This window comes from Fibrobacter sp. UWB12, assembly GCF_900142485.1.
Lineage (GTDB): Bacteria > Fibrobacterota > Fibrobacteria > Fibrobacterales > Fibrobacteraceae > Fibrobacter.
Genome location: NZ_FRAZ01000014.1, coordinates 22,097 through 47,120, shown reverse-complemented (window position 1 = coordinate 47,120; position 25,024 = coordinate 22,097). Strand labels below are relative to the sequence as shown.

General features: G+C 48.0%; 20 protein-coding genes and 1 tRNA gene. 6 read left to right on the top strand and 15 right to left on the bottom strand.

What is annotated here, in order from left to right; all coding sequences use genetic code 11:
• Positions 1–115 precede the first annotated feature (115 nt).
• The gene (gene ychF, locus BUA34_RS15255) at positions 116–1,213 is read left to right on the top strand and encodes a redox-regulated ATPase YchF (RefSeq protein ID WP_072831106.1); all 1,098 of its coding nucleotides are present in this window, start codon (positions 116–118) and stop codon (positions 1,211–1,213) included.
• 230 nt (positions 1,214–1,443) lie between these two features.
• On the opposite strand, the gene BUA34_RS15985 is transcribed toward ychF, so the two are convergent.
• The 8 genes from BUA34_RS15985 to BUA34_RS15220 all read right to left on the bottom strand — a co-directional run bounded on the left by BUA34_RS15985 (position 1,444) and on the right by BUA34_RS15220 (position 12,769).
• Entirely contained in the window at positions 1,444–1,596 is a 153-nt protein-coding gene (locus tag BUA34_RS15985) for a hypothetical protein (protein WP_175545472.1), read from the bottom strand.
• A gap of 13 nt (positions 1,597–1,609) precedes the next feature.
• Entirely contained in the window at positions 1,610–2,602 is a 993-nt protein-coding gene (locus tag BUA34_RS15250) for a hypothetical protein (RefSeq protein ID WP_072831104.1), read from the bottom strand.
• 404 nt (positions 2,603–3,006) lie between these two features.
• Positions 3,007–3,588, bottom strand: coding sequence for a hypothetical protein (locus BUA34_RS15245; protein WP_072831102.1), 582 nt, complete (start codon positions 3,586–3,588; stop codon positions 3,007–3,009).
• Position 3,589: 1 nt separating this feature from the next.
• Complete coding sequence (locus tag BUA34_RS15240; protein ID WP_072831100.1) at positions 3,590–6,019, bottom strand: formylglycine-generating enzyme family protein; 2,430 nt, start codon at positions 6,017–6,019, stop codon at positions 3,590–3,592.
• A gap of 63 nt (positions 6,020–6,082) precedes the next feature.
• Entirely contained in the window at positions 6,083–11,377 is a 5,295-nt protein-coding gene (uvrA, locus tag BUA34_RS15235) for an excinuclease ABC subunit UvrA (RefSeq protein ID WP_072831098.1), read from the bottom strand.
• Positions 11,378–11,410: 33 nt separating this feature from the next.
• Positions 11,411–11,773, bottom strand: a complete 363-nt coding sequence (locus BUA34_RS15230) for a hypothetical protein (RefSeq protein WP_139255966.1) — start codon at positions 11,771–11,773, stop codon at positions 11,411–11,413.
• 49 nt (positions 11,774–11,822) lie between these two features.
• Entirely contained in the window at positions 11,823–12,176 is a 354-nt protein-coding gene (locus tag BUA34_RS15225) for a hypothetical protein (RefSeq protein ID WP_072831094.1), read from the bottom strand.
• Entirely contained in the window at positions 12,173–12,769 is a 597-nt protein-coding gene (locus BUA34_RS15220) for a hypothetical protein (protein WP_139255965.1), read from the bottom strand. The genes BUA34_RS15225 and BUA34_RS15220 overlap by 4 nt, the downstream gene beginning before the upstream one ends.
• A 140-nt stretch (positions 12,770–12,909) precedes the next feature.
• Here BUA34_RS15220 and BUA34_RS15215 point away from each other — a divergent pair, with 140 nt between their 5' ends.
• Positions 12,910–14,286: an FISUMP domain-containing protein gene (locus BUA34_RS15215; RefSeq protein ID WP_072831091.1), complete on the top strand. Its 1,377-nt coding sequence runs from the start codon at positions 12,910–12,912 to the stop codon at positions 14,284–14,286.
• Between the two features lie 116 nt (positions 14,287–14,402).
• Positions 14,403–14,475: transfer RNA gene (locus BUA34_RS15210), tRNA-Ala, on the top strand.
• 36 nt (positions 14,476–14,511) lie between these two features.
• On the opposite strand, the gene BUA34_RS15205 is transcribed toward BUA34_RS15210, so the two are convergent.
• The 7 genes from BUA34_RS15205 to BUA34_RS15175 form a co-directional block, all read right to left on the bottom strand.
• Entirely contained in the window at positions 14,512–15,666 is a 1,155-nt protein-coding gene (locus BUA34_RS15205; RefSeq protein WP_072831088.1) for a hypothetical protein, read from the bottom strand.
• Positions 15,667–16,167 (bottom strand): hypothetical protein, encoded by a 501-nt coding sequence (locus BUA34_RS15200; RefSeq protein WP_083579818.1) that lies wholly within the window; start codon positions 16,165–16,167, stop codon positions 15,667–15,669. It lies immediately after the preceding gene.
• 38 nt (positions 16,168–16,205) lie between these two features.
• Entirely contained in the window at positions 16,206–17,660 is a 1,455-nt protein-coding gene (locus BUA34_RS15195; RefSeq protein ID WP_072831084.1) for a sigma-54 interaction domain-containing protein, read from the bottom strand.
• Between the two features lie 24 nt (positions 17,661–17,684).
• The gene (locus BUA34_RS15190; RefSeq protein WP_072831082.1) at positions 17,685–18,857 is read right to left on the bottom strand and encodes a serine/threonine protein kinase; all 1,173 of its coding nucleotides are present in this window, start codon (positions 18,855–18,857) and stop codon (positions 17,685–17,687) included.
• Entirely contained in the window at positions 18,854–19,528 is a 675-nt protein-coding gene (locus BUA34_RS15185; protein WP_254794522.1) for a tetratricopeptide repeat protein, read from the bottom strand. Before BUA34_RS15185 ends, BUA34_RS15190 begins: the two co-directional genes overlap by 4 nt.
• Before the next feature lie 120 nt (positions 19,529–19,648).
• Complete coding sequence (locus tag BUA34_RS15180) at positions 19,649–20,080, bottom strand: DUF3332 family protein (protein WP_072831134.1); 432 nt, start codon at positions 20,078–20,080, stop codon at positions 19,649–19,651.
• Between the two features lie 112 nt (positions 20,081–20,192).
• On the bottom strand, positions 20,193–20,636 hold the full coding sequence (locus BUA34_RS15175) for an NUDIX domain-containing protein (RefSeq protein WP_254794521.1): 444 nt from the start codon (positions 20,634–20,636) through the stop codon (positions 20,193–20,195).
• A gap of 38 nt (positions 20,637–20,674) precedes the next feature.
• Here BUA34_RS15175 and BUA34_RS15170 point away from each other — a divergent pair, with 38 nt between their 5' ends.
• Genes BUA34_RS15170 through dusA form a run of 3 tightly spaced genes read left to right on the top strand, consistent with a single transcriptional unit; the run spans position 20,675 to position 25,012 of the window.
• Entirely contained in the window at positions 20,675–22,225 is a 1,551-nt protein-coding gene (locus tag BUA34_RS15170) for a sugar ABC transporter substrate-binding protein (protein ID WP_072831078.1), read from the top strand.
• A gap of 48 nt (positions 22,226–22,273) precedes the next feature.
• Entirely contained in the window at positions 22,274–23,965 is a 1,692-nt protein-coding gene (locus BUA34_RS15165) for a sensor domain-containing diguanylate cyclase (RefSeq protein WP_072831076.1), read from the top strand.
• Positions 23,966–23,983: 18 nt separating this feature from the next.
• Complete coding sequence (gene dusA / locus BUA34_RS15160) at positions 23,984–25,012, top strand: tRNA dihydrouridine(20/20a) synthase DusA (RefSeq protein WP_072831074.1); 1,029 nt, start codon at positions 23,984–23,986, stop codon at positions 25,010–25,012.
• Positions 25,013–25,024 lie beyond the last annotated feature (12 nt).

Below are 25,024 nucleotides of genomic sequence, written 5' to 3'. Positions count from 1 at the left end.
CACCTAAAAACGGGCGTAAATTTAGATTTTCGTAAGCTTCACTCCAAGGGCATTTTTCTACCTTTACGCCGAAAAAACAAGCGGAAAGTACAGCCGCTAAAAATCGGAGATTATCATGGGTTTTAAATGTGGCATCGTAGGCCTCCCCAATGTGGGCAAGAGCACCATCTTTAACGCAATTACCAACGCAGGCGCAGAATCCGCAAACTATCCGTTCTGCACTATCGACCCAAACGTCGGCATGGTGAGCGTCCCGGATGCTCGTCTCGATGAACTTGTGAAGGTCTATAACCCGAAATCCATCGTCCCGGCCGTTACAGAATTTGTCGATATTGCAGGTCTTGTAAAGGGCGCTTCTAAGGGCGAAGGTCTCGGAAACCAGTTCCTTACCCACATTCGCGAATGCGAAGCCATCATGGAAGTGGTGCGCTGCTTTGACGACGAAAACATCATCCACGTGAACGGCTCTGTAGATCCGATTCGCGATGTGGAAGTCATCGAAACTGAACTTATCCTTAAGGACTTGGACACGGTCGAAAAGCGCCTTGCTACCGAAGCAAAGTCTGCACGTACCGGCAACGCCGAAGCAAAAGCACGCCTTGCCGCTTGTGAACTCTTGAAGAAGAGCATGGAAGAAGGCCACGCCGCTCGCACCGTGATGCACGACAGCGAAGAAATGGAACTCATCGTCAAGGACCTCGGACTCCTCACGGCAAAGCCGCTTTTCTACTGCGCAAACGTCAAAGAAGACGACATTCTCACGGGTAACGCATACGTAGACCAGCTCAAGGAATACGCTTCCAAGCATGGTCACGACGTGATTGTTATCAGCGGCAAGATCGAAGAAGAACTTTCTGCAATGGAACCGGCCGACAAGGCAGACTTTCTCAAGGAACTCGGCATGACCGAATCCGGACTTGATTCAGTTGTTCGTAAAGGTTATGAAATCCTTGGCCTCCGCACGTTCTTTACCGCAGGCGAAAAGGAATGCCGCGCTTGGACATTCCACGCTGGTTTCAAGGCTCCGCAATGCGCAGGCGTCATCCACACGGATTTTGAACGTGGCTTCATCCGCGCTGAGACCTTGAGCTACAGCGATTTCTTGAAGCATGGCAGCTGGAACGCCGCCAAGGAAGCAGGCCTTGTCCGCACCGAAGGCAAGGAATACCTCGTACAGGATGGCGATATCATGTACTTCTTGTTCAACGTGTAATTAGACGAAAGAACGCCGCTTCTCCACAAAGTGGATAACAGCAACTAAGGCAACAAGTTGCCAAGTTTTGTATAGCGGCTACAGACGACAAATGCGTAAGGCGAGCAAAGCAGGGTTGCTTGCAAACCTATTTTCGAGCCTAGCATTTGGTACTTGTACAAAGACGAAAGTAAAAGGTCGCGAGTGCTGAACTCGCGACCTTTTTCAACTTTCTTCAATGGAAAAATTTGTTAGTTAAATCCACCATCAAAGGTTTCGATTTCCGGTACATCTTCGCCATTATCATCTTCTTGTGAAGCACTAAGCAGACAAGCTTCTTGCGTGAAATTCACAACTTCCATACAGGGGGCTATATACTTTTTCTTTTCTACCTTGATATTCATTTTTCAACCAATCCTACTTGATAATAACCTGTTTCTTATTGTGGTAATAGACACCCTTTGCAGTCGGCTTATGCTGAAGCAAGCGACCTTTCATATCGCTCCAACGGTTGTCTTCCTTAACAAATTCACCCGTACGAGTATTAAGGGTTCCTATATAAGTAGTACCACTATTAGTGCTATCCGAAATAACATTAACAGCAACCTTTTCCGGCAAGTCATCCAAGCTAGCAGTTTCAGCCACCTTAGCCAAACCCTTCACTTGCGAAGCAGACTCTTCCTTGGTCAAAGTGCACTTTAAATACGCTCTAAAAGGTTTGATGAAGGGACAACGTGTTTCACTGCAAGCAGCTCTCCTGAAATCACCTATTTTCGTATTTTCGCGTTCTTCAGCAGCAAAACCATAGACACCCTTAGGCTTTTTGAATTCTATACGTTCATAGGTCCCTATAACATTCCAATCATAACCGCCTGCAGAAAAAACTCCATGCCCATTTTCCGTTGTCGTATTGAGAGTCACATAATCTGGAGTTTGATAATCCATATGGAACGAAATGACTGTATCCTTATCCTGTTCAGGCATGATGACATAAGGAGTATTTGCCTTGATAGTGTTAGCATATTTGGCATCACGAACATTGATAACAAAATGATCCGTATACTTCACAACACTTACAAATTCAAAAGCGTTAAGGCCAGATAACTTCCACGTTGGCACATCGAAAGGCAACATGATTGTAGACGGAATCTTGGACTTAAAGACACGATTGTAATAAACAGAATCCGCCTGGATATCTTCAGTAATCACCGGAGTTTCATCAGATTCATCATCGATAACAGCAACAATTCTGTACGATTTACTTTCCCAATCTTGTACGACCTCTTTTTGAACCTTCTTAACCGTAATGGCGCCATACGTACCGATAATTTCTTCTCCATCGGCAGCAAATGATGTTCCCGTCAAGGCGAGGGCAAAAGCAAAAGCAGAAAATGCTTTCAGATTTCTCATTGTCTATCTCCCAACTATAGAGTTCGTTAAATGGGGCAAGGATGTTAGCGAAAAGCTTGCAGAAAAAGCAATAGGGATTATATTCTTCCCTTGGGGAATCGAAGATAAACCGGATGCAGAAACTTTTCGTTGTTCTGTCATAATATTAAAAGTCTGATACTATCACCAAGTATCATTGGTTTTTAATGTTACGTACCAAACATCCAGCTATCATAAACAGGTGTCTACGATAACCCCACAACGCGCGAAAATTTAAAATTTTCGAAACAAAAGGAAAACCCCAACAAATCATAACTTTTTTGTAAAATTTCACTACAATTTACTTACATTTGATAAAAGTCACGTATTCAAATCAAGTAAATCCCGGCAAAAGCCAGGTCCGCGCGTTACAACTTCGATTCTATTTACTTTTGTTTTTTGCGAGCGCGCCGCGCCATAACAGCCGGGCGGACCATCGTCGCGATATTCATCGCCGTTCCAATCAAAATCAGGAAACTCGCGCAATAAAGCCCAATGCCCGCCTCTACTTTCAAGAGCGGGATTCCAAGAGTTTCGCTAATATGCGATAGCTTCATCAAAAGCGACCACAGCGAAATCATCGACAATAGCCCCATCACCGTCGATGCAAGCGGAACAAGCCAAGCAAATACAGCAGCCAAGAATACAGCCGCTAGGATTCCGTACAAATGATGAACGGACTCCATCTTGGGGAAGTTCGGCATCTGCGTTTTGAAACGGTCGAGAACTTTCGGATTCTCCTTGACCATGCGGTGCATCTGCCCCAGCGCCGGTTCCACAAGCGATTGATCGAGGTCAACACCAGAAGCCACCTGATAAAACGTCATTTCGGCAATCGGCTTGCTATCCTCTTTTGCCGAGCAAGAAACGTTGGCCAATGGCATCAACAATGCCAAGAACACCAGCAAATACGGGAGTGCCGTAAGCTTCTTGAATAAACTTTTTTCCTTATTGGAATCGTTGTTCATTTTACTTTCCCTGAATAATTCTATCGAGTGGGAACACGCAACGGAAGCCGATGAAATCAGACCAGTAACGTGGATCTTCATCATCTCGTTCAGTCATGTTCAGTTTCTTTGCCTTGTCCTTCCAGGAACCGCCCTTTATTACTTTACCCGTACCCCAGAAAGAACCCGTCGGATTTGAGCTTTCAATAGAGAACGTGATTGCAAAGTAATTATCGCGAGTCCATTCGGTTACGTTACCCGACATATCATAAAGGCCCCATGCATTCGGAGACTTGGTCGCTACATCGTGCGGACCATAAGCGTCGCTCTTTTTGCCTCTCTTAAAAGAGTTTTCCGCGAAGATTGCATACTTGCCGACACTCATCACGTCATCGGAATTCCAAAGAATTCCATCGTTGCTACCGGCACGACCAGCATATTCCCACTGAGCTTCGGTCGGCAAATCACCGCCAAGCACCTTACATGCATATTGAGCTTTTTCCCAAGTAATGTTCTGGACCGGTTTTTGCGGGCCCTTGAATGCAGACCTATCCGGAATGCGCTTTGCAGAATCCAGAAGCCCCATAATCTTGTGGAAAAATTCCTGCGTGACTTCGGTTGTATGGATTGCGTACGGTGACATCGAAACAACCTTGCCACGATAGCGGAACGAGCCGGAATCAATAATGGCAACGGTACCGCGAGTTGCATGTTCAACAATATTAAAGGAGTCCGCCTTGACTGTATCTACCACAGCTTCGGAAGACGAACTTGCAATTACAGACGAAGACGATTCAGGCACTTTATTCCTAAGCCATTCCTCAACTTCTTTTTCCATTGCAATGTGTTTAGGCAAACTAAATTCACCCTTGCCGGTATAGAGAGAATCGCCCACACGGAAAAGAATCTTGGTATATCGATACTGGTAACGGCCAACAAGAGTTCCTTCCTTGAACACCCACACCGGCTTATTGTTCACAAGGTGCAACGTTGTTACGAGAGTAGAATCGTTATTGGCAAGCATGGACGAAAGCGAATCCATAGAGAAACCTTCCACAACGCCTTTCCAAGAAACTTCTACACGGCTGTGAGCCGCACCAAAATGAAGGTTCAGAGAATCCACCTTTGCAGGCCCCGTTACATTCTTAATCGTGTCTGCCGAGTCCGTAACGGTTTCGGGAGCTTTCAAAATGTTTTCGATTGCAACAGGTTTCACGTTGATATCAATCGGAAGAGCCTGAAGACTATCAAGCTTTGCATGGAACGCCTTGTACATAGCACTCACAACACCTAACTTCTTTTGGCGCCACAACGTTTGCGCTTCGGCACGTTTGTAATTATAGTGAGAAACGTAATTGCGATAGACCTTTCCAGAATCATTCAGTCCAAGAGAATCGGCGGGCTTGATGGGCGGATAGAATTTCGAAAATTCAGTCGTGTCCACACGCGTGAAATTCTTGTCGACATCAGCAGAGAAAGCATCGTAAAGTGTTTCAGTTTCTTCGAGCGTTTGAAGAGCCTGCACTTGTTCAAGCGTCACGGAAAGCTCTGGCGCAGGCGATTTCGATTCCGAAGAAGCAACACTGGAACTCGAAACAGGAGCGTCAAAATCAGGAATTACCAAAGAATCAGCAGGAGCGGCACCCGAGCTAGAAGAAACTGATACAGAATCTGCAACGGGAACAGCCCCCGAACTAGTTACGGCAACTTCGGGAACGGCGCTAGAGCTCGAAAGTTCGACAACGGAATCCGGTTCCGGGAACTTCACATTGAACGTGAGCACCTCGCCCGGCTTGAGCACAGCGGCATCCACATACGGATATTTGTCAGGCGCATTGAAGGAGAAAATGTAGACCCCATTTTCTGCCGGATAAATCGTCCTCGTCCCCGCTTTCATCTTTGAATTCAAGGCCACGACTTCCAATTTTTTTTCATCGGACTGGATTTGCACCATGCCCGGATGAACGCTTTCTTCCAAGACCTGCCACTTGCCATTCTTCATAAACAGGAGTTTGGATACGCGCGGGGAATAAACGTACTCGGCATCAAAGTAGATATCAGCTTCGTCCTGGAAGGCTTTATACTGGCGGGAGGCGTAAAAACGGAGGCCAGCGACTTCGCGCACGCCTAGATGATTATCTTTAAGGTTAAAGGCATGGAGCTTTTTATATTCTTCCGGCTTTGCTTCCCCAGAAAACCAATAATATTCCTTTGCGGATTTTTTATAGCGAAGGTAAAGCGTGTTAGGGTGCAGCGGGAACACCGGAGCTTGCGAGATTGCTAAAGATTTGTCCAATGCAATAGCTTTCTTGGAAGCATTTTCTACAATACTTCCGTCCAGGAGGCTACCGACCTTAAAATTTTCCGAAGTCAATTTGAAGTTGCGGTCTTCATCGGCCATGGTAAGCGCCGGGACTAGCAACAAAAGCGGAAGCAATCGGGAAAATGTCATAAGCTCTCCTGTCTTTTAGAACCTTCTCGTTTAGAAAAATAATTTCTTCTTAGAAAAGATGTTCTAAAATTTTGACGAATTAACGCCCATTTCAAGCAAGTAACCGCCCTTTGCACCGCCAACAGGCCCCAATTCGACCTTCCAGTCCGCCAAACGGATAATATCCGGATGGTGCTCAATGACAATGACCGTATCGCCACGCGCCGAAAGCCTACGCAAGAGGTTCCACAGAATCTGGATATCCTTCAAATGAAGCCCCGTTGTCGGTTCGTCGAGCAGGTAGACCATTTCATTTGCCGGACGGCGGCAAAGTTCAGCAGCAAGCTTTAAGCGCTGGGATTCACCGCCCGAAAGCGTCGTCACGGGTTGACCGAGTTTCACGTACGGGAGGCCCACATCGCGGAGACATTCGAGTTTCGGCAAAATTTTCGGCTGGTCCTTGAAGAATTCGCAGGCTTCGACAATGCGCATGTCAAGCACGTCGGCAATGTTCTTGCCCTTGAACGTGACCGTAAGAGTTTCTTGATTGTAACGCTTGCCACCGCAAACTTCACAAGTTTCCCAGATATCCGAAAGGAAGTGCATTTCAACAGCGACGGCGCCACGGCCCTCGCAAGCGGGGCAACGGCCTCGCGCAAGGTTATAGCTAAAGCGACCGTAATCGAAGCCCTTCATCTTGGACTGTTCGAGCTTGGCAAACAGCTTGCGGATATCGTCAAAGACACCTGTAAAGCTTGCCGGCGTACTGCGTGGCGTTCCCGAAATCGGACTCTGGTCGACAAGCAAAACCTCGCCGCTCTGCTTTTTGCGACCACGCGCTTGGAACTGCTTTTTGAGCGCCGGGAAAATTTCATCAACAACAAGAGAACTCTTGCCCGATCCCGAAACGCCGCAAACAACGCTGACCGCATGCTTCGGGAATTTCACAGACAAATTTTTCAAGTTATTTGCCTTGAGGTTCTTGAATTCGTAAAATTCCGTATCGTCCGTGATTTGCACGGGATCCAGCTGGTTTGCGACCGGCGTGGAATACGTAAGGAACTTGACCGTTTCGCTGCGCGGGAACTGCTGCAACGCATACGGTTTTGCAAGTTCCGCTGGACTTCCTTCGGCAACAACTTCACCGCCAAAGTCACCCGCACCAGGGCCCATATCGATAATGTGGTCTGCAGCTTGCATCATCTTGATGTCGTGTTCCACAACCACAAGCGTATTGCCCAAATCGCGCAAGCGGTAAAGCGTATCGAGGAGCTTTGCAGTATCGCTTTCGTGGAGACCAACGGTCGGTTCGTCAAGCACATACAAGACGCCTTCGAGGCCGCTGCCGATTTGGCTTGCCAAGCGGATACGCTGGGATTCACCTCCCGAGAGCGTATCGCCCGCACGGTCAAGACCAATATAGCCAAGGCCCACGCTAATCAAGAAGTCCAAACGGCCAATGATTTCGCGGAGGAGCGGAGAGGCAATTGTCGTTTTACTTTGGATGGATGCAGAAGTTGCATTTTCTTCGTTTGCGAAATCGACTTTTGCAAACCAATCGCGAGCTTCGGCAATGCTCATGTGATGCACATCCATAATGTTCTTGCCCAAGATGCGCACAGCAAGATATTCTGGCTTCAAGCGTTCGCCGTGGCAATCCGGACATTCTTCGCCATCCTTGAAATGACCAAGGCCTAGGCAAGTTTCGCAAGCGCCCCAATGCGTGTTAAAGCTGAAATGCTTCGGGTTAAGTGCGGAATCCATGTACCAGCCACATTCTGGGCAGCCCGGCTTTTCGCTTGCAGCAAGACGTTCTTCGCCATCGCAATCCACGTAGAGAATTCCGTTACCATCGCGGTAGCCGCGTTCAAACGCTTCGACGAGACGGGCGCGATTTTCTTCCTTGACGACCACAGAATCGACTACAGCCAGCAACTGCTTTTCGCGTGTCGGGACTTTGGGCAGCGGGAGTTCCACAAGCTTTTTGCCGAGATACGCCTTGCGGTAACCCTTTTCCGTGAGAATCTTGGACAACTTAATTTCGTCCTTGATTTCGAACGGAGCAAGAACCGTCACCATTTTGTTGATGTCTCGGTCAAAAGCAAACTGCATCAAGTCGCCAGCGGCATAGGAGCTCACCGGCTTTCCGCATTTCAAACAATGCGCCGTGCCTACGCGGGCCCACAAAATACGGAAGTAATCGTAAATCTCGGTGAGTGTTGCGACCGTACTACGCGGGCTCTTGCTTGCGCTCTTTTGGTCAATTGCAATCGCAGGCGCCAAACCCGAAATGGAATCGATGCTACCGCGATCGGGGCGACCCAAGAAGCGGCGAGCATAAGTGCTGAGCGTTTCAACAAAGCGGCGCTGGCCTTCGCTAAAGAGCGTATGGAACGCAAGGCTCGACTTGCCCGAGCCCGAAACACCCGTAATCACGGTAAGCTTATGGCGCGGAATCGTCACATCGATGTTCTTGAGGTTGTGCTTGCGAGCACCGTGAACTTCGATATCGAGCGAGTAATCTTCGCCCTTTTCATCCGTGCGTTCAAAATGCTTGTTTTCGCCATGCTTTTTCGCCAAGACAGGAGCCAAGTAACGTCCCGTCTCCGACTTTTTGCACTTGGCAATTTGTTCGGGAGTTCCCGTCGCGATAATGCGGCCGCCATTCACGCCCGCATCCGGGCCAAGGTCGATAATCCAGTCTGCGCACTTGATCACATCGAGATTGTGTTCAATCACCACAACGCTGTTGCCGAGACTACGCAAGCGATTCAAGCATTCCAGCAATCGGCGAATATCTTCAAAGTGCAAACCGGTTGTCGGTTCATCGAGCAAGTATAGCGTCTTGCCCGTACCTGGGCGACGCAGTTCCGAAGCAATTTTCACGCGTTGCGCTTCGCCACCGCTCAAAGTCGTCGAAGGCTGACCAAGCGTAAGGTAGCCAAGGCCTACTTCGCAAAGGAGCTTGAGCGGTTCTGCAATTTTTGGAATGTCCTTGAAAAATTCAGCGGCTTCGCTGATGCTCATGTCGAGCACTTCCGAAATATTCTTGCCCTTAAAATAAACTTCACGGGTCGCTTCATTAAAGCGCTTGCCATCGCAAACATCGCAAGTGACTTGTACACTCGGCAAAATATGCATGTCGATGACCTTCACGCCCGCGCCTTCGCAAGCGTCACAACGGCCACCCTTCACGTTAAAGCTAAAGCGGCTCTTCGTGTACCCGCGCACTTTACTTTCTTCCATACCCGCAAACAAATCGCGGATATCGTCCCAGATTTTCGTATAAGTCGCTGGGTTACTGCGCGGGGTGCGCCCAATCGGAGTCTGGTCAATTTCAATGACCTTGTCGATGTTTTCGAGACCTTCCAAATGGTCAAACTTACCGACCGGTTCTTCAGAATTGTAGAATACGCGAGCAAGTTCGCGGCGCAAAATTTGGTTGATAAGCGTACTCTTGCCCGAACCCGAAACACCCGTGACTACGGTAAACGCACCGCCGAGCGGAATTTCGACATCGACATTCTTGAGATTGTTTTCGCAAGCACCGCAAATTTTGAGCTTTGGCGTTTTTGCATCAATTTTCAAACGCTGCGACGGGATTTCAATCGACTTGCGACCGCTCAAATACGCGCCCGTGAGCGAAGACTTGTTCTTTTCGAGTTCGTCGACCGTGCCTGCCGCCAAAATGCGACCGCCCTCGACACCCGCGCCAGGGCCCACGTCAATCACGCAGTCCGCATGACGCATCGTATCCTCATCGTGTTCCACGATGAGAAGGCTGTTGCCTTGGGCTCGCAAGCGCTCGAGCATCTCGAGCAACTTATCGTTGTCACGTGGGTGCAGCCCAATGCTCGGTTCATCAAGCACATAAAGCACGCCCTGCAAGCCCGCACCCACGGCGCTTGCAAGCCTGATACGCTGCGCCTCACCGCCCGAAAGCGTCGAAGCCTTGCGGCTAATGTCCAAATAGCCAAGGCCCACCGCCTTCAAGAATCCAAGGCGCCCGCGGATTTCCTTGAGCACTTCGCGGCCGATGCGCTGTTCCTTGGGGCTCAACTTGAGCTTGTCAAAAAATTCGACAGACTTTTCAACGGACCATTCCGTCATCTCGCAAATATTATGACCGTGGAAATCGACAGCAGCGGCAATGCGGTTGATTCGCGTGCCGTGACATTCCGGACAAACACCAATCTGCATGTACTTTCGGAAGTGGTAAATATGCCACATATCCCAAAGTTCCTGCATAATCGAGACCACGCCGCGTTCGCTCCCGCTCGGAGTTCCATAAAGCACGGCATCCTGTTGCGCCTTCTTGAGCTTATTCCACGGCGTATCGAGCGAAAAGTGCATTTCATTTGCAATCGTGCGCAAATTGCGCCAGCCAAAATCGCTAAAGATGATGCAGCCGTCGTCTTTCTTTTGCGGAGCAAGACAGCCCTCTTTCAAAGACAAATTCGGATTCGGCACAATCAAGTTAATATCAAATTTGCAGCTTTCGCCAAGGCCCTTGCAGGCGGGGCATTGCCCCTTCGGGTCGTTAAAGCTAAAGAATCGCGGTTCGAGTTCCGGGATAGAAATTCCGCACTTCGGGCAAGCGAGCTGCGTACCCTGCAAGCGGTATTCTTCCTTTGCGGCACCATCCGCGCCCACCTCCGGAGAAGTCAGCAAGAACGATACGAGCTTTCCGTCCGTGAGCTTGAGCGCACCTTCAATCGCCTCGCGCAAACGGCTCATGTTCTTGCGTTCAAGCGTCAAGCGGTCAATCACCACTTCAATCGTATGCTTCTCGTAACGCACCAATAGCGGCACTTCTTCGAGCCTGTAAATCGTCCCGTCCACACGCACGCGGACAAATCCATTTTCCTTGAGCTCCGCGAGTTCCTTGCGGTATTCGCCCTTGCGCTCCTGCACAATCGGCGCCATCACCAAAATCTTTTTATTCTCGTCGCTCGCGTACAAGTTATCGACAATCTGGTCCACCGACTGCGCCTGGATCACCTTGCCGCACTTGGGGCAATGCGGAACGCCGAGGCGCGCAAACATCAAACGGTAATGGTCCAAAATCTCGACCACCGTACCCACCGTACTGCGCGGGTTACGGTTCACCGTCTTCTGGTCAATCGAAATCGTCGGCGAAATTCCGCGAACGCTTTCCACATCCGGATGCTTCATGCGGCCGATGAACTGGCGCGCATACGCCGAAAGCGACTCCACAAAGCGGCGTTGCCCTTCCTGGAACACCGTATCAAAGGCAAGGCTCGACTTGCCCGAGCCCGAAACGCCTGTGACCACGACAATCGAGTCGCGGGGAATCGTCAAATCGACATGGCGGAGGTTGTGTTCATGAGCATCGCGGATAACTATGGATTTCGTCATGCGCCAGAATATAGAAAAAGACCGTCTAATTGTCTAAAAGTTAGTGAACATTTGGATAGAAAAGCCTTTGACAAGCATTTTCTTTGCCATCTCGCGCGCTTTTTCTTCCGCTCCTTGTTTAACACCTTTCATCTTGATCCAGGCGAGGTAATCCTGTTCTTCTTCCGTCAAAACCATACTCTTTATCTGAACCTTTTTAAATGAATCTACTGGGCTTTTTCTAAAACATTCAAGTATGAACAACCACTTGTTATCCCGCTCGTCACGACAATGCAAATCAAGAATTGAAGATTTTGACGCCTTACTACCGGAATCATTGAGTTCCGGCTGTTGCGAGGCCACATCCTTAATCTTTTGCGGAATCTGCCCTTCGAGCATATCATTCAGCAGATTCAACAAATTGCGTTTTCCGCGCCTAGTATCAGGAGAAAACCTTCACTTAAAACTATCCGACTAAAAATCCCCACAATCGCTTTGCATAGTGGAAGATGAAGCACACGAAATAGATTAACCAAAAAGAGGCATAAGGCAAAATCGGAACAACACCAATCGCCGCAAAAAACATCCAAACTTTATTTTGTACAATTTTGATTTTCAGCGAGAACAAATCAAGCAACAACAAAACAGCCGACACAAGCATCAATAAAGTAAACAGCAAAGCAATTATGCGAAACGGCACGTTGTCTACAGAATCCATGTTTCCTGTAATCAAGAACGTTGGCGTATAATGAATGGCCAAGCAGACCGCAGCAATAAAGGCTGTCAAAGTAAAGAGTTTATTTATCAATTTCTTGATCAATTGGACCACTCCTTAGCGCAATGAGCTGAAATGACATCCTTGCCCGGAGCTCTTTTTTTAACGTCGAACGGAGCACTTTTCTGAAGTACGATTTTATCGCTAAACGGGCTAGGCTCAATTGTAAAGCCATCAAATGGTTCAGCATCATAAAAAATTACGATAGAATCTTGCCGTTCATCAATCCCAATACCCGTCCCCTGAACAACAGCCCCAATACCTCCACGCGGTTCAAACCTGTATGTCAAAATATTTTTTTTGACATTATCCACATCCTGATATTGGAGATGCCAAACATAAAGAGCCCTAGAATCAACAAAGAAGTCATACCAAAATGATTCGTTCTGAGTTTCCCGTTCTAGAAAAAGTTTCTTGCCATCCAACTTGCATTGCTTTGCGCCTTTATTTTTCGCCCGAAAGCCAAACAAATCCCCCGGATAATTATTCTCATAAACGGGATAAGTATCCCCCGCTATTGGATTAAAACAGGTGTGACAAAAAGACAAATACGAAAGAAAGATTATGGTAAAGGCTATTTTGGCCCACAAATCTTTCTTTTTAAAACATTCAATCGCTTGAGATACTTTTTCAATCATTTGCATACAGCAAGCAGAATATACAAAAATAAATTTCTGAATCGTTTTAGGAATATATTTTTATTTTTCTACCGCTATTCCAAGACTTGAAGTCCTGGAATCCTTTATAGAATTTTAATCCTTTTAATATGGAGAATCACATGAACAAATTGTTATGGCATTCGTCCCTTGCTTTGGCGACTGCCGCCTCCCTTACGGCTTGTGGCGATGACATTACCGAAATCACGAAAACTGGAATTGAATCGGTGAATGCTTATGAGAATCTCGCGAAATGCGAAGACAAGAATGATGGTGAAATGGTCTTTGTAAAGGATTCCGGTGCAGTTTATCTGTGTTCCGACAAGAAATGGAATGATATAAACGGCAACGACGGCAAAGACGGTAAGGATGGGAAAAACGGAGCCGATGGAAAGGATGGCGCAGACGGCAAAGATGGCACCAATGGAAAAAATGGTGACAACGGCAAGGACGGCAAAAACGGCAACGACGGCAAGTCCGCTTACGAAATTGCAAAAGAGAACGGTTTCAAGGGAACAGAAACCGAATGGCTTAAATCGCTAAAGGGTGAATTCGGTGAAGGTTGCACAGCCAAGTCGGTGGAAAACGGCGTTGAAATTACTTGTGGTAATTCGGAACCGGTCGTAGTTCATAACGGAACTAATGGCACAAACGCAAGTGATGACTGCAAAATTACAGACGACAAGGACGGAGTCATTACGCTTAATTGCACCGAAGGCGAGTACATTCTGATTAAAAAACTCTATAAGGCTTTTTGTGGCGAAACACCTTACGATCCAGAGACACATTTCTGTTTTGACAACAAACAGGTTGTTAGCCTTTGTAAAGGTAAAGAATACAATCCTGAAAATGAATTCTGCGCGAAGAAAAGCATTGTTGTTGATGGAATCTATAAGATGGTTAAGATAGGACAACAAACCTGGATGGCAAATAACTTGAGCACCCCAACTCTAGAAAGCAAGTGCGGTGGTGGAAACGGAACAGAAGAAGGAGATTGCTCCAAGTATGGTCGTCTTTATCACTGGGCAGACGCAGTGGGCATGAGCAATAGTCTGTGCGGTAATGGTAAGAAATGTAATCTAGCCTCTAGAGTTCAGGGAATATGCCCTGATGGCTGGCATCTGCCATCGCAGGCGGAATTGGAAATCCTGATCAACGTAGTAAATACGTCAACAGACCCAGAAAAAAATGATGCCGGTTTACACCTTAAGGCTAATTCTGATTTGTGGATTGATTATAAGGATCAAAACAAGGTAACTCAAAGTGGAGCGGGCGATAACACCTCCGGCTTTACCGCATTGCCTAGTGGCCAGTACAGCGCCGATGAATCCAAGTTCAAATTCAATGGCGAAGCCGCCTATTTCTGGAGTTCCACGGAGATCAGCGACGGCAGTGCTTATTCCATTCTTGTGGTGAATGACGATAACATAGCACATTACGGCGGCAGCTTTGGAAAAGATATTATGTATTCTGTTCGCTGCATCCAAGACACGCCTTAAGGCTGAATTAATATTTATTTGTAAAAAATAAGAACCTCCCATAGCGGTCTAGACGACTGAGTCACTTGCCAAATATATATGGTTTAGCTATATTCTCCCCGCTAACAAATAGCTATGGGGATATAGCTCAGTTGGTAGAGCGACAGGTTCGCAATCTGTAGGTCATGGGTTCGACTCCCACTATCTCCACGCAAAAGAGGCAAGCACCGCTTGCCTCTTTTGTTTTTAAAAGTCCCACTTGACGCCGAGTTTCAGCTGTGTAAGCGTAGAACTTTCGGTATAAATTTTCTTGTAAAAGCGCGGTAAATAAAGGCGAGTGTACCTGCGGTCAACGCCCAAGTAATAGTTCAACTTCCAATGTTTCCAAGAAACAGTTGCACCCCATGTGCCGCTAAACTTCCTGATTTTTTCAAACTCACTATCCGGACCGCCAACCGCAAAGCGGTAGTACAAATTCAATTTTCCTTCAACCGTAATGCGATTCTTAAACTTGTACGAAATTCTAGAACGGAAAATCGGGCCAAGCCATTTTCCTAGAGCATATCGGAACATCAAATCATCTGCAGTCAACGTTCCCGTTGTATCGTTTATGACATTATCGTATGAATGGAAGTAGGCTTTATAATCAAAGACGGAATCCGCTTCGTACTTTGCGCCCACATAGACTGTCCCATTCAAGCCTTCCGCCGCTGTCCTATGCCACGATCCATACAACGCAAGTGACATCGGGCCCGAAGTCTGGTAGTATGCCCAAGCCACGGCTCCCACGCGCTGTTTTTCAAAGCGGAACAATTCCTTTTCAAACCAAACGTAAAAATCCGACGAAAGGCTTTTACCTTCGATATTGAAATCATAGCCCAAATCCAAAAGCATCGATTTTCCGAGCAACGTATATTCAAGGCCAAGGACAATATTCCAATCATTGGTATCGAGCACCGGCATATTGTTGTTATTCAAGAAGTAATCGCCCTGCACCGAAGCCGCAAACGTATGAGCCCAATCTCCAGAAATATAATCCAGATACGGATTTACATTCAGGAAAAGGTCTCCACCCATTTCGCCTTTATCCATACCGGTTTCTTTGTAGTGCAATCCATAGAGTCCAAGTTCTCCAGCAACATGGAGAGCATCCCAAAAGCTAACGCTTATGGTATCGCATACTTCGGACTTTCCAAGCGCAGCCTTATAATCGCGAATGATTCCCTGAATTTCTTCGGTGTATTCACCCGGCAATGCGGCAGCCTCTTCAAACGCTTGGAGTGCCGCAGAAATATCGCCCGCTTCTTCGAACTTCAACGCGCGATAATACGCTTCCTCCTGCGTCTCGGCAAAGAGCGCAGTGGCAAGCACTAGCAAAATTAAACCAAACAAAGCCCTCATTTACTTTCTCTGATTCGGTCCTTTCCAATCACGCGGATTTTGTTGTTGCCATGGATTACGTTCTATCGGATGCGGCGTAAACGGGCGCTTCGGTACCATGTGACCAGGATCAAACGGGAAACCTTCAAACGGTCCCTTTGGCGGTTCCATTTCATCCTTTTTATTTTCACGAATAAGTTCGTCCTTCGGTTTATCCTTAGGCTCGAAGTTCTTTTCGACAGGCTTTTCGAGAACAGGAGCACTTACAGCGGCCCCGCGCAATTCGTTCTTCTCGACAGCCGTTTTATTCCTCAGACTTTCAAGAATCTGTTGACGGGCGGCACGACGTTCTTCGCGCAATTTCTGCCAATCCACATTCTCTTTTTCCGACATGTTCGGAATTTTGTCTACAGCCTCTCGAGCTTCAACAGGCGTCGGGACGCTTGCTTCCGGGCGAGAACCCAAATCGCTAGCCATGGCTGTCGCTGCCACCACTGCAGACGCCACTACGATTTTTTTCATAACCACACTCCTTAATTTTAACATGTTACCAAGCATCCCTATACCTTAAAGTCTTCTTTTTTCAAGTTCAAACGCTCCATGATTTCACGCAGCACCTTACGGTCAATGCCAAGAATCGTCGATGCAAGCGTCAAGTTCGCATTCGTGTCCTTGAGGGCGCGCGAAATAACTTCGCGTTCGACCGCTTCGCGGGCTTCCTTGAGCGTACGCGGAGATTCCTTTGCCTGTACTTGCATATCGTCAAGGCCCAAATCCTTGGGCTGAATCACGCCATGAACGGCCTGCACCAAGCCTTTTTGCACGCGGTTTTCAAGTTCACGCACATTGCCCGGCCAGTGGTAGCCCAGCAGAGCCTTTTCTGCATTGCGGCTCAAGTGGAATTTTCCACGGCCATATTCGGCACCGTAACGTTGTATAAAACTTTCAGCCAGCAAAACCACATCCTGACCGCGATCGCGGAGCGGCGGGAGTTCAAGCGGCAACACCTGAATGCGGAAATACAAATCTTCACGGAATCGCTTTTCGCGCACGGCCTCTTCCAAGTCCACATGCGTTGCACTAATCACGCGCACGTTCACCGGAATTTCGCGATTGTCGCCCACACGCGTAATATGCTTTTCTTGCAACACGCGCAAGAGTTTTACCTGCATATTGAGCGGAAGTTCGCCAATTTCATCGAGGAAAATCGTACCGCCATCAGCTTCTTCGAAAAAGCCTTTCTTGTTTTCGATAGCGCCCGTAAAAGAACCCTTCGCATGTCCAAACATGAGCGATTCCATCAAGTGTTCCGGAATAGCGCCACAGTTCACCGCAATGAACGGTTTTTCGGCACGAGGGCTATGCTTGTGGATATAACGCGCCATCACTTCCTTGCCCGTTCCCGTCTCGCCGCGAATAATCACCGGGAGCGGGAGCGGAGAAAGCTTATCGGCCATGGCTATCACATCGACCATCGGCTTGGAAGAATAAACAATCCCATCCTTGCGGACAACATTCTTGAGCGTATCAAGCGATTCCTTGTCACGCAAGCGGTCGTATGCGGCAAAAGCAAACTTTTCACAGACCGCCACAAAAGAATCAAAGAGCGCGCTATCTTCTTCGGTAAACGGTTCCTTGCGGGCTGCACGTTGCAAATAGAGGTACCCCGCCTCGGAATCGGGCGTGCGAAACGGAGATACCATAATGCTCGTGAGCTGGTTCTGCACAATCGACTTGGACAAGTCCGCCGATTCGTCATCGAGCTGGTTCCACACTACAGCACGCTTTTCATTTTTCGCGAGCTTGATTGCCGAAATAGAAATTGAAACTTTTTCAGGGTTCGAAAAATGGAGCGGTTCCTCGCCACCGATGTCCAAGACAGCGGCATCGGCGTGCAAAACATCCTTGGCAACTTCCAGAATTTTCGGGAAAAGAGCCTCAGGCTGCTCTTCATCTAAAAGAGTCTTGACCACATCAAGCATCTTTTCTGTGGCGAGCATAGATTCCGATTTCATAACAAAGCCCTATAGTTTGCGCTATTATTCAGCGGCAGGTACAGGGAGTTCCAAAAGCAAACTATCCACCTTCAAATCGGGCGTTTTTTCGCTTTCCGTAGACGTCTCCATGCTCCTCGACCGCTTCAACAGCTGGTCCCCCGTTGCATCGATACCGAAACGCATTGTTCCACCCGAAAGCAACAGAACTATCAAAGCTAATATAAGTACCAAGATGCCCAAAACGCTCCATTTTAGCCAATTATTTTTCTTACGAACAGCAAATGGGAGGCCGTTTTCGAGGTCGTTTGGAACTTTTAGTACCACATTCTCGGATTTCAAATTCGATTCCACAAACTGCGACACAAGCGTCGCAAGCGCAACTTCTCCATTAGAAACTTTATCGAGAGCAATCTCCAAAAGTTCGTCAAGTTCATCAAAATCCTCGACGCGTTCCGACGGGTCGGAACAGAGAAGCCCTGCCCACAGGGCTTCTAGCGCCTTTAACTGGACCGCCCCTTCCGGCGTTTCAAAGGCGAGCGTCGAGTAAAGCTTTTCGACAATGTTCAAGGACTCTACATTTGCCATCTGCTCGGCAAACTGCTCATAGCCATCGGCGACTACTAAATCCTCGCCCGCAATCCAACGGTACAGCAAAAGACCAAGGCTAAAGAGGTCGCTCTTTTCGTCGGCAGGCTTGCCCTGAAAACGTTCCGGAGCGGCATACGCAAGCGCACCCGGCCCAACAATGCCGCAATCAATCAACACCGCGCGCAGTCCCAGGCCCGCAGATTTCGAGCGATCTGACGCATCGGATTCCCCAGCAGCAAAAATCACATTCGCGGGGCTCAAGTCCCCATGCGACACGCCCTGTTTCCGCAAAGCCGCAAGCGTAGAAACGACCTGACGCAAAGCCACAAGCGAGGCGGTCACCGGGAGCCGTCCGAGTCCATCCGAAGAAACACCTGCAATATAATCGTAAATCAGATACGGAGTTCCATTGCGTTTACCCCATTCTTCAATGCGGTACAAACCAGGAACATGTACTTTGCTCGCACGGTCTACAATATTTTCGTCAACAGAAAAACCTTCGTTGTACCACTTGAGCACATGCGGTGCGCCACCGATATTCAAAAGATAAATAGAAGCCTCGCCGCCTCGATGCAGCAAATAGCCTCCCGTCACGGAGTCCAAAAGCGATTTTTCGGATTTTCTCATAGTTTACCCGAATAAACCATAGCCTTGAGCGAATCTTCCGCCACGCGAGTCCACTTGGCGAGTACAGCATCCTCTGGTAACGCCTCGTGCCCCATCGACCAAATATCCCATGCAGATTCGTAATCGTGCACGTTCCAGTAGAGGTTGCCGAGGTTCACGTAAGCCGATGCAAATTTCGGCTGCTTCGTCACGATGTAGGCATAAATTTTCTTGGCACCTTCGGTATCGCCCTGGCCGGCAAGAATCAAAGCCTTGAGATTGTAACTAAAGTAATTTTCCGGATCAAGCTGGATAGACTTGTCCAAAAGCGACATCACCTTTGCCTGGGCATTTTCGGCAAGCTTTGCACGAGCAAGATAAAATAACGACGTCGAATACATGGGTTTAGACTTTTCACCCGTATCGACCACAGATAAAATCTTGAATTCGCGAACCGTACGTTCCCAATACGAAAGCGTACTTTCCTTTAGGCGTTCCCTGTCTTCGGCAATCGCATAGTAGGCAATAGCAAGCCCATATCGAGCATCCCTGTTCGCAGGCTCCAAATCCAGGACCTTCGAAAAATTCATGACCGCACGTTCATAATCACCAATGCGGAGCGCCTCATCGCCACGCGACAAATCGTTTCCGTTGCACGCACAAAGGACTGCCGCGAAAAGAATCGCGAACAAAGCCCCGAAAGGGTTAAACAAACGATTTTGAACAACCCGACATTGCATGCTAGAAGTATATATAAAAAAACGCCCTCCGGATATCCAGAGAGCGTTCTAATGACGAAATTTGTTTGTCGATTACTTTTCGATTTCGTACTGGGCAACGAGGTCGCCCTGAGCGTCGAATGCGCGGACAACGTTTTCATCACGCTGGAGAGTGAGGTTGGAAACTTCGCCCTTAGCAGTGGTGAGCTGCACAGAGAGAGAACCATCTTCGTTCTTCACAGCAGCAACGGAGTTGCCCTGAGCGTCCTTTTCATAGTAGGAATCGCCAGCTGCAAACGGATTGGAGCCCGTCCAGAATTCAATGGTGTTGACGAAGAGGAAGTCAACAAAGCCAAAGCAGAGGACGTAGGCCGGAGTAGCAAGGAAGTGAACCAAGGACTTAGCCCACTTGTTGGAAATCTTGCCAATGGCACCATGGAGCCACTTGGTAGAGCCATAGCTACCATAGCAGCCAGAGAGAACGATCATACCTGCGCAAGCAAGAGCGAGGAAAGCCTTCTTCATAATTACAAACTCCTTATATTTAAGTGTTTTTGTTTTTGCAAAAATATAAGAAAGAACCATAATATTTGCTAGAGGAACGCCTTACGTGTATCATAAATTTACAATCCATGATTCATCTAGTGAGCAAAGTCACATGAGGTTCAAGTACACGAAGTGTCCTTAAATGACACGGTTTCACCCACCGGAAATCATCATACCCATATATATGGATAAAATTCTTCTCGAGTTCCACCCCGTACGCCAAAATCCGGTAACCTTCGCCATACGAAAAATCAACCGCCCCTACACGCTGCAAAAATCGTGTTTTTGCGGTCAAGCGCTCAAAAAAGACCCTTTCCAGAGCATTTTCGGCAGGTTCATCCTCCTCCAAAATTTCGGTCGGCAGTTCCCAATACCCTTGGAAAGGCACCCCGGCAGCCCTTTTGCACATCAAAATTCGACCATTTTTCTTGACTATACCGCAAACAGCCAACATTTTACCCCTCATTGAGCATGCTTCAAAATTTTTTTCTTGCATTTCTTTTATTTTTTTAATAAATCTACAAATATCATACATACTTGATACATTTGACGTTTTGGAAAAGGAGGTGTACCATGAAAGCTATTACGAAAATTGTAGGCATCGTAACAACGATTGCCGTATCGTCCATTTTTGCAGCAAAGGCACCTGTAGCAAAGCCCAAACCTAAACAAGAAGCCCTAACGGTCTGGATTATGCCAAACGGTGCTTCGCCTCAGGAAAAACTAGAACAAAGGCTTAACCTTTTCACAAAGAAAACAGGAATCAAGACAAAAGTCACCGTTCTGGACTGGGGTGTAGCCTGGAACCGCATCACGACGGCACTTGCCACCGGCATAGACGCACCAGACGTATTACAGCTCGGCACAACATGGGTCCCGTACTTTGCTTCCCGCGGCGAAATCAAGCCTTTGAACGAATGGCTCACACAAATTGATTCCACGAGGTTCGTTCCCGTCAGCTGGAACACGACTCATATCGACTCCGACACGACCGTCTATTCCGTTCCGTGGTTCATCGATATCCGCCCAATTTTGGCCAACAAACGCATTCTCAAGAAGAACGACATCAATCCTGACGATGTCTCTACATTTGATGGATTCGTTAAAGCCATCCGCAAGGTGAACAACAGCCACGAAGTGCTCGACGACGGCACCAAGGTCCGCGCATTTGCATTCCCGGGAAAGAACGACTGGAATATCCCGCACAACTTCGCCCCGTGGATCTGGAGCAATGGCGGCAATTTCATCGAAAAAGACGCTAATGGCAAATGGAAAGCGAGTATCCTCACCCCAAAGACCATTTATGGTATCGCCAAGTATTTGAGTTTTGTACTCGACACCCTCGTCAGCACCGACGCCTTGCAGATGAACACGGCTCAAATTGTACAACACTTTAATGCGGGTGAACTCGCCTTTATCGTAAACACATCCGAAGTCATCATGCAGACGCGAATCGAAGGCGAAAAAGGCGGCCTTTTGAACACGAGAATCGGTAACGACAGCGTCATGGCTCTTCCCATACCGAAGGGCACGGAAGGCTCCGTCAGCTTCATCGGCGGCAGTAACCTCGCCATCCCGACAGGCAACAAAAAGCAAGAATCTTTGGATCTTTTACTTTATCTCACCAACGATGAAAACTTGGATGCATATACAAAGCAAATAGGCATGCTCCCCGCATCGAAGAAGGTTCTTGCCAACTGGTCCAAGGACGACGACTACAAGACGCTTGTTCCTATGCTCGGCACAGGGCGTGCCTACACAGCCATTCCAGAATGGGGTGATATTGAACAGATTCTCGGATCCATGTTCAGCGCCATTTGGGACCATCTCGAAATCCCGGCGCTTTACTCCGAAGAAAAGATTTATGAAATCCTCGCGAATTATTCAAACAACATAAACAAGCTCCTGAACCACCCGATTTCCGGAGACCTCACATTTGCAGAATTCCGCGAAACCTGGCACAAGGCCCTGGGCATCAAGGACGGAAACCAGAACAAGGGTATCGAAGAAAAAACAAAGCCGACCGAAGAAAACGATTCCGGTTTCAGCCGTACCCCGTGGATTTTCGCCATCGCCGTGCTCTTCGGGTTCATTTTTGCGTTCACCCGTAGGAAAAAACACTAACCAGTTGCAAATTCGTTAGTTATATTTCAAGAAAAGACGCAAAGAACTATGGGTTTAAAAGTTTCCAATCTCACAAACAGCATCATCATCAAGAGTTTACTGCTCTTGATTGTCTCAATGCTTGTCATCGTGATGATTGGAACTTACGTTTTCACCCAGAGGCAAATGAAGACCACGCTTAAACTGAGTTACGATACCAACGAAACCCAGTTACAGCAACTCGCAAACACGGTCAACAACGAAATGGAGCAGTTTGCAAGTCGTCTGACTTTGTTGGCAAAGACTTCCGAAATTCAAAGCATGGACAAGCTCATAGCGGCCGGTTACCTCAAAAGCTTCAACATATCGTCGCTATTCATTTCGGGCGAATCCATATCGCTCTTTGACCGTAGCTACAATCTTGTCTGCAACAACTCCATGCTAGGCTCAACCAAGATAACCTACCCTATCGAGTTCAATAGAATTTCACCTCACAGGCCCACCATATCTCCATGGTACCGCGATGCAGACGGCACTCCCAAGCGAGCCTTTGGCGTTGTCGTTTCGGACAGAGCCATGGGTGATGGAAGACTGATATCAAACTTTTCGATTCGCCGACTCTGGAAATACTTTTCGGAATACAAAGTCGGGCAAAACGGCATTCTCATCGCATGCAATGGCCAAGGCGAAATCCTTTACCACCCGGATATGAGAACTTGGCTTGACGGAGTCCACAAGATTTCCGAACTCGGACTTGGCGACATGAACATCAAGCAGGACAACGATAATTCCATTCGTTTCGTAAAGCTGGACAAAGGAAAATCCTACCTCATCAACAGGACTTTCAACCCGACTTACGATCTCGGTCTTATCGCTCTCCAGCCCAAGACTGAAATTGACGCCCAAGTTTCATCGGTCCAGCATGTTAGCCGAATTATTTTGTACAGTTCCATTATCGCCATTTTGCTCGTTTCTCTCTGGCAAATATTGATTGTGTGTAAGCCATTGAACAACTTGATTGACCATATTTCGCAAATTACCGAAGGAAACCTCAACATCGAGGAATTCAAGGCAAAGAGCAGCCAAGACGAAATCGGCAGACTTGCAAAAGTCTTTAACCAGATGCACGCCACTATAAAACGGCAAATTCAGGAACTGAACGCGCATAGAGAGATTCTTGAAAAAGAAGTCAAGGAACGTACGTACGAGCTAGAACAAGCTAACAAAAAACTCGACTTGATTTCAAGAACGGACGAACTCACGCAACTGCCGAACCGTCGCGACATGCACAGGACTATCGAAAAGGAAGTCGAACGCGCAAACCGATTCAGAAAGGCTTTCAGCATTATCTTTATCGATATCGACCATTTCAAGAACGTAAACGACACATACGGCCATGCCGCAGGCGATGCCGTGCTCAAGTCCGTCGCAAGTACCATCCGCGGGCTTCTCCGCAAATACGACGTTCTCGCTCGATATGGCGGTGAAGAATTCTTGACGCTCCTCCCCGAAACAGAGCTGAAAGACGCCGCACACGTTGCCGAACGATTCCGCAAGCAGATTGAAAACCAAACTATCTTCTTTGGCGGTAAAGAAATCAAGGTCACGATCACATTGGGTGTCGCTCAATTCGATAGCACTCAAGGCGCCGAAAAGTGCATCCAGCTTGCAGACAAGGCTCTTTACGAAGGCAAGGAACACGGCCGTAACAAAGTCATTCTTTGGAACAACGACCAGCCCATGGAAAATACGCAAACGTAAAATTCTATTTTTACGTGCATGAATATCGACTTTAATCGTAGACTTTCTATCGCTCCGATGCTCGACTGCACGGACCGCCACGAACGCTATTTTTTGCGTTTGCTTTCCAAGCACATTTTGCTCTATAGCGAAATGGTCGTGTCCACGGGGCTTTTGCACTGCGAAAACAAAGACTTATTCCTCGGTCATGAACCTTTTGAACATCCCGCCGTATTGCAACTCGGCGGTAGCAACCCCGCAGACCTTGCCGCAGCTTCAAAGCTTGTCGAAGCCGCAGGCTTTAGCGAAGTCAACTTGAATTGCGGTTGCCCTTCGGACCGTGTGCAAAACGGGAACTTCGGTGCATGCCTCATGAAAGAAAAGCAAGTTGTCGCCGACTGTTTCAAGGCCATGCAAGACGCCGTTTCGATTCCGGTTTCTATCAAGTGCCGCATTGGCGTTGATGACATGGACAGCTGGGAATTTTTCACAGACTTTATCCAAACTATTAAGGATGCCGGTTGCAAAATCTTTATCGTACACGCACGCAAGGCATGGCTCAAAGGCCTTTCGCCTAAAGAAAATCGCGAAGTGCCACCGCTCCATTACGAGTTCGTCCACCGCCTCAAGGCCGAAATGCCCGAGCTCAACTTGAGCATCAACGGCGGAATCAAGACGCTCGACCAGATCGAAGAGCAACTCCAGGATTTGGATGGCGTGATGGTCGGTCGCGAAGCCTACGAGAATCCGTGGTTTTTGCACGATGCCGATGCGAGAATTTTCGGGGATGTCCGCCCCGAAAGTAACGACCCGGCAGAAATTATCGCCGGGAATGCAATCCCCGCCACACGAAAGGCGCTCCTCGAAGCTTACCTCCCCTACGTCGAAAAACAGACTGCCGAAGGCTGCCCTGCAACGATTCTCGTGAAGCACCTCTACGGACTTTTTGCAGGCCTCCCGGGAGCCCGTAAATTCCGTGCCATGCTGAGCAACGAAAGCCCCCGCGCGCACCTTTACGGAGGCGCCGCCGCCCTCATCCGAAAAGCAATGGAGATGGTTGCGGAATAGTGTTAAAACTTA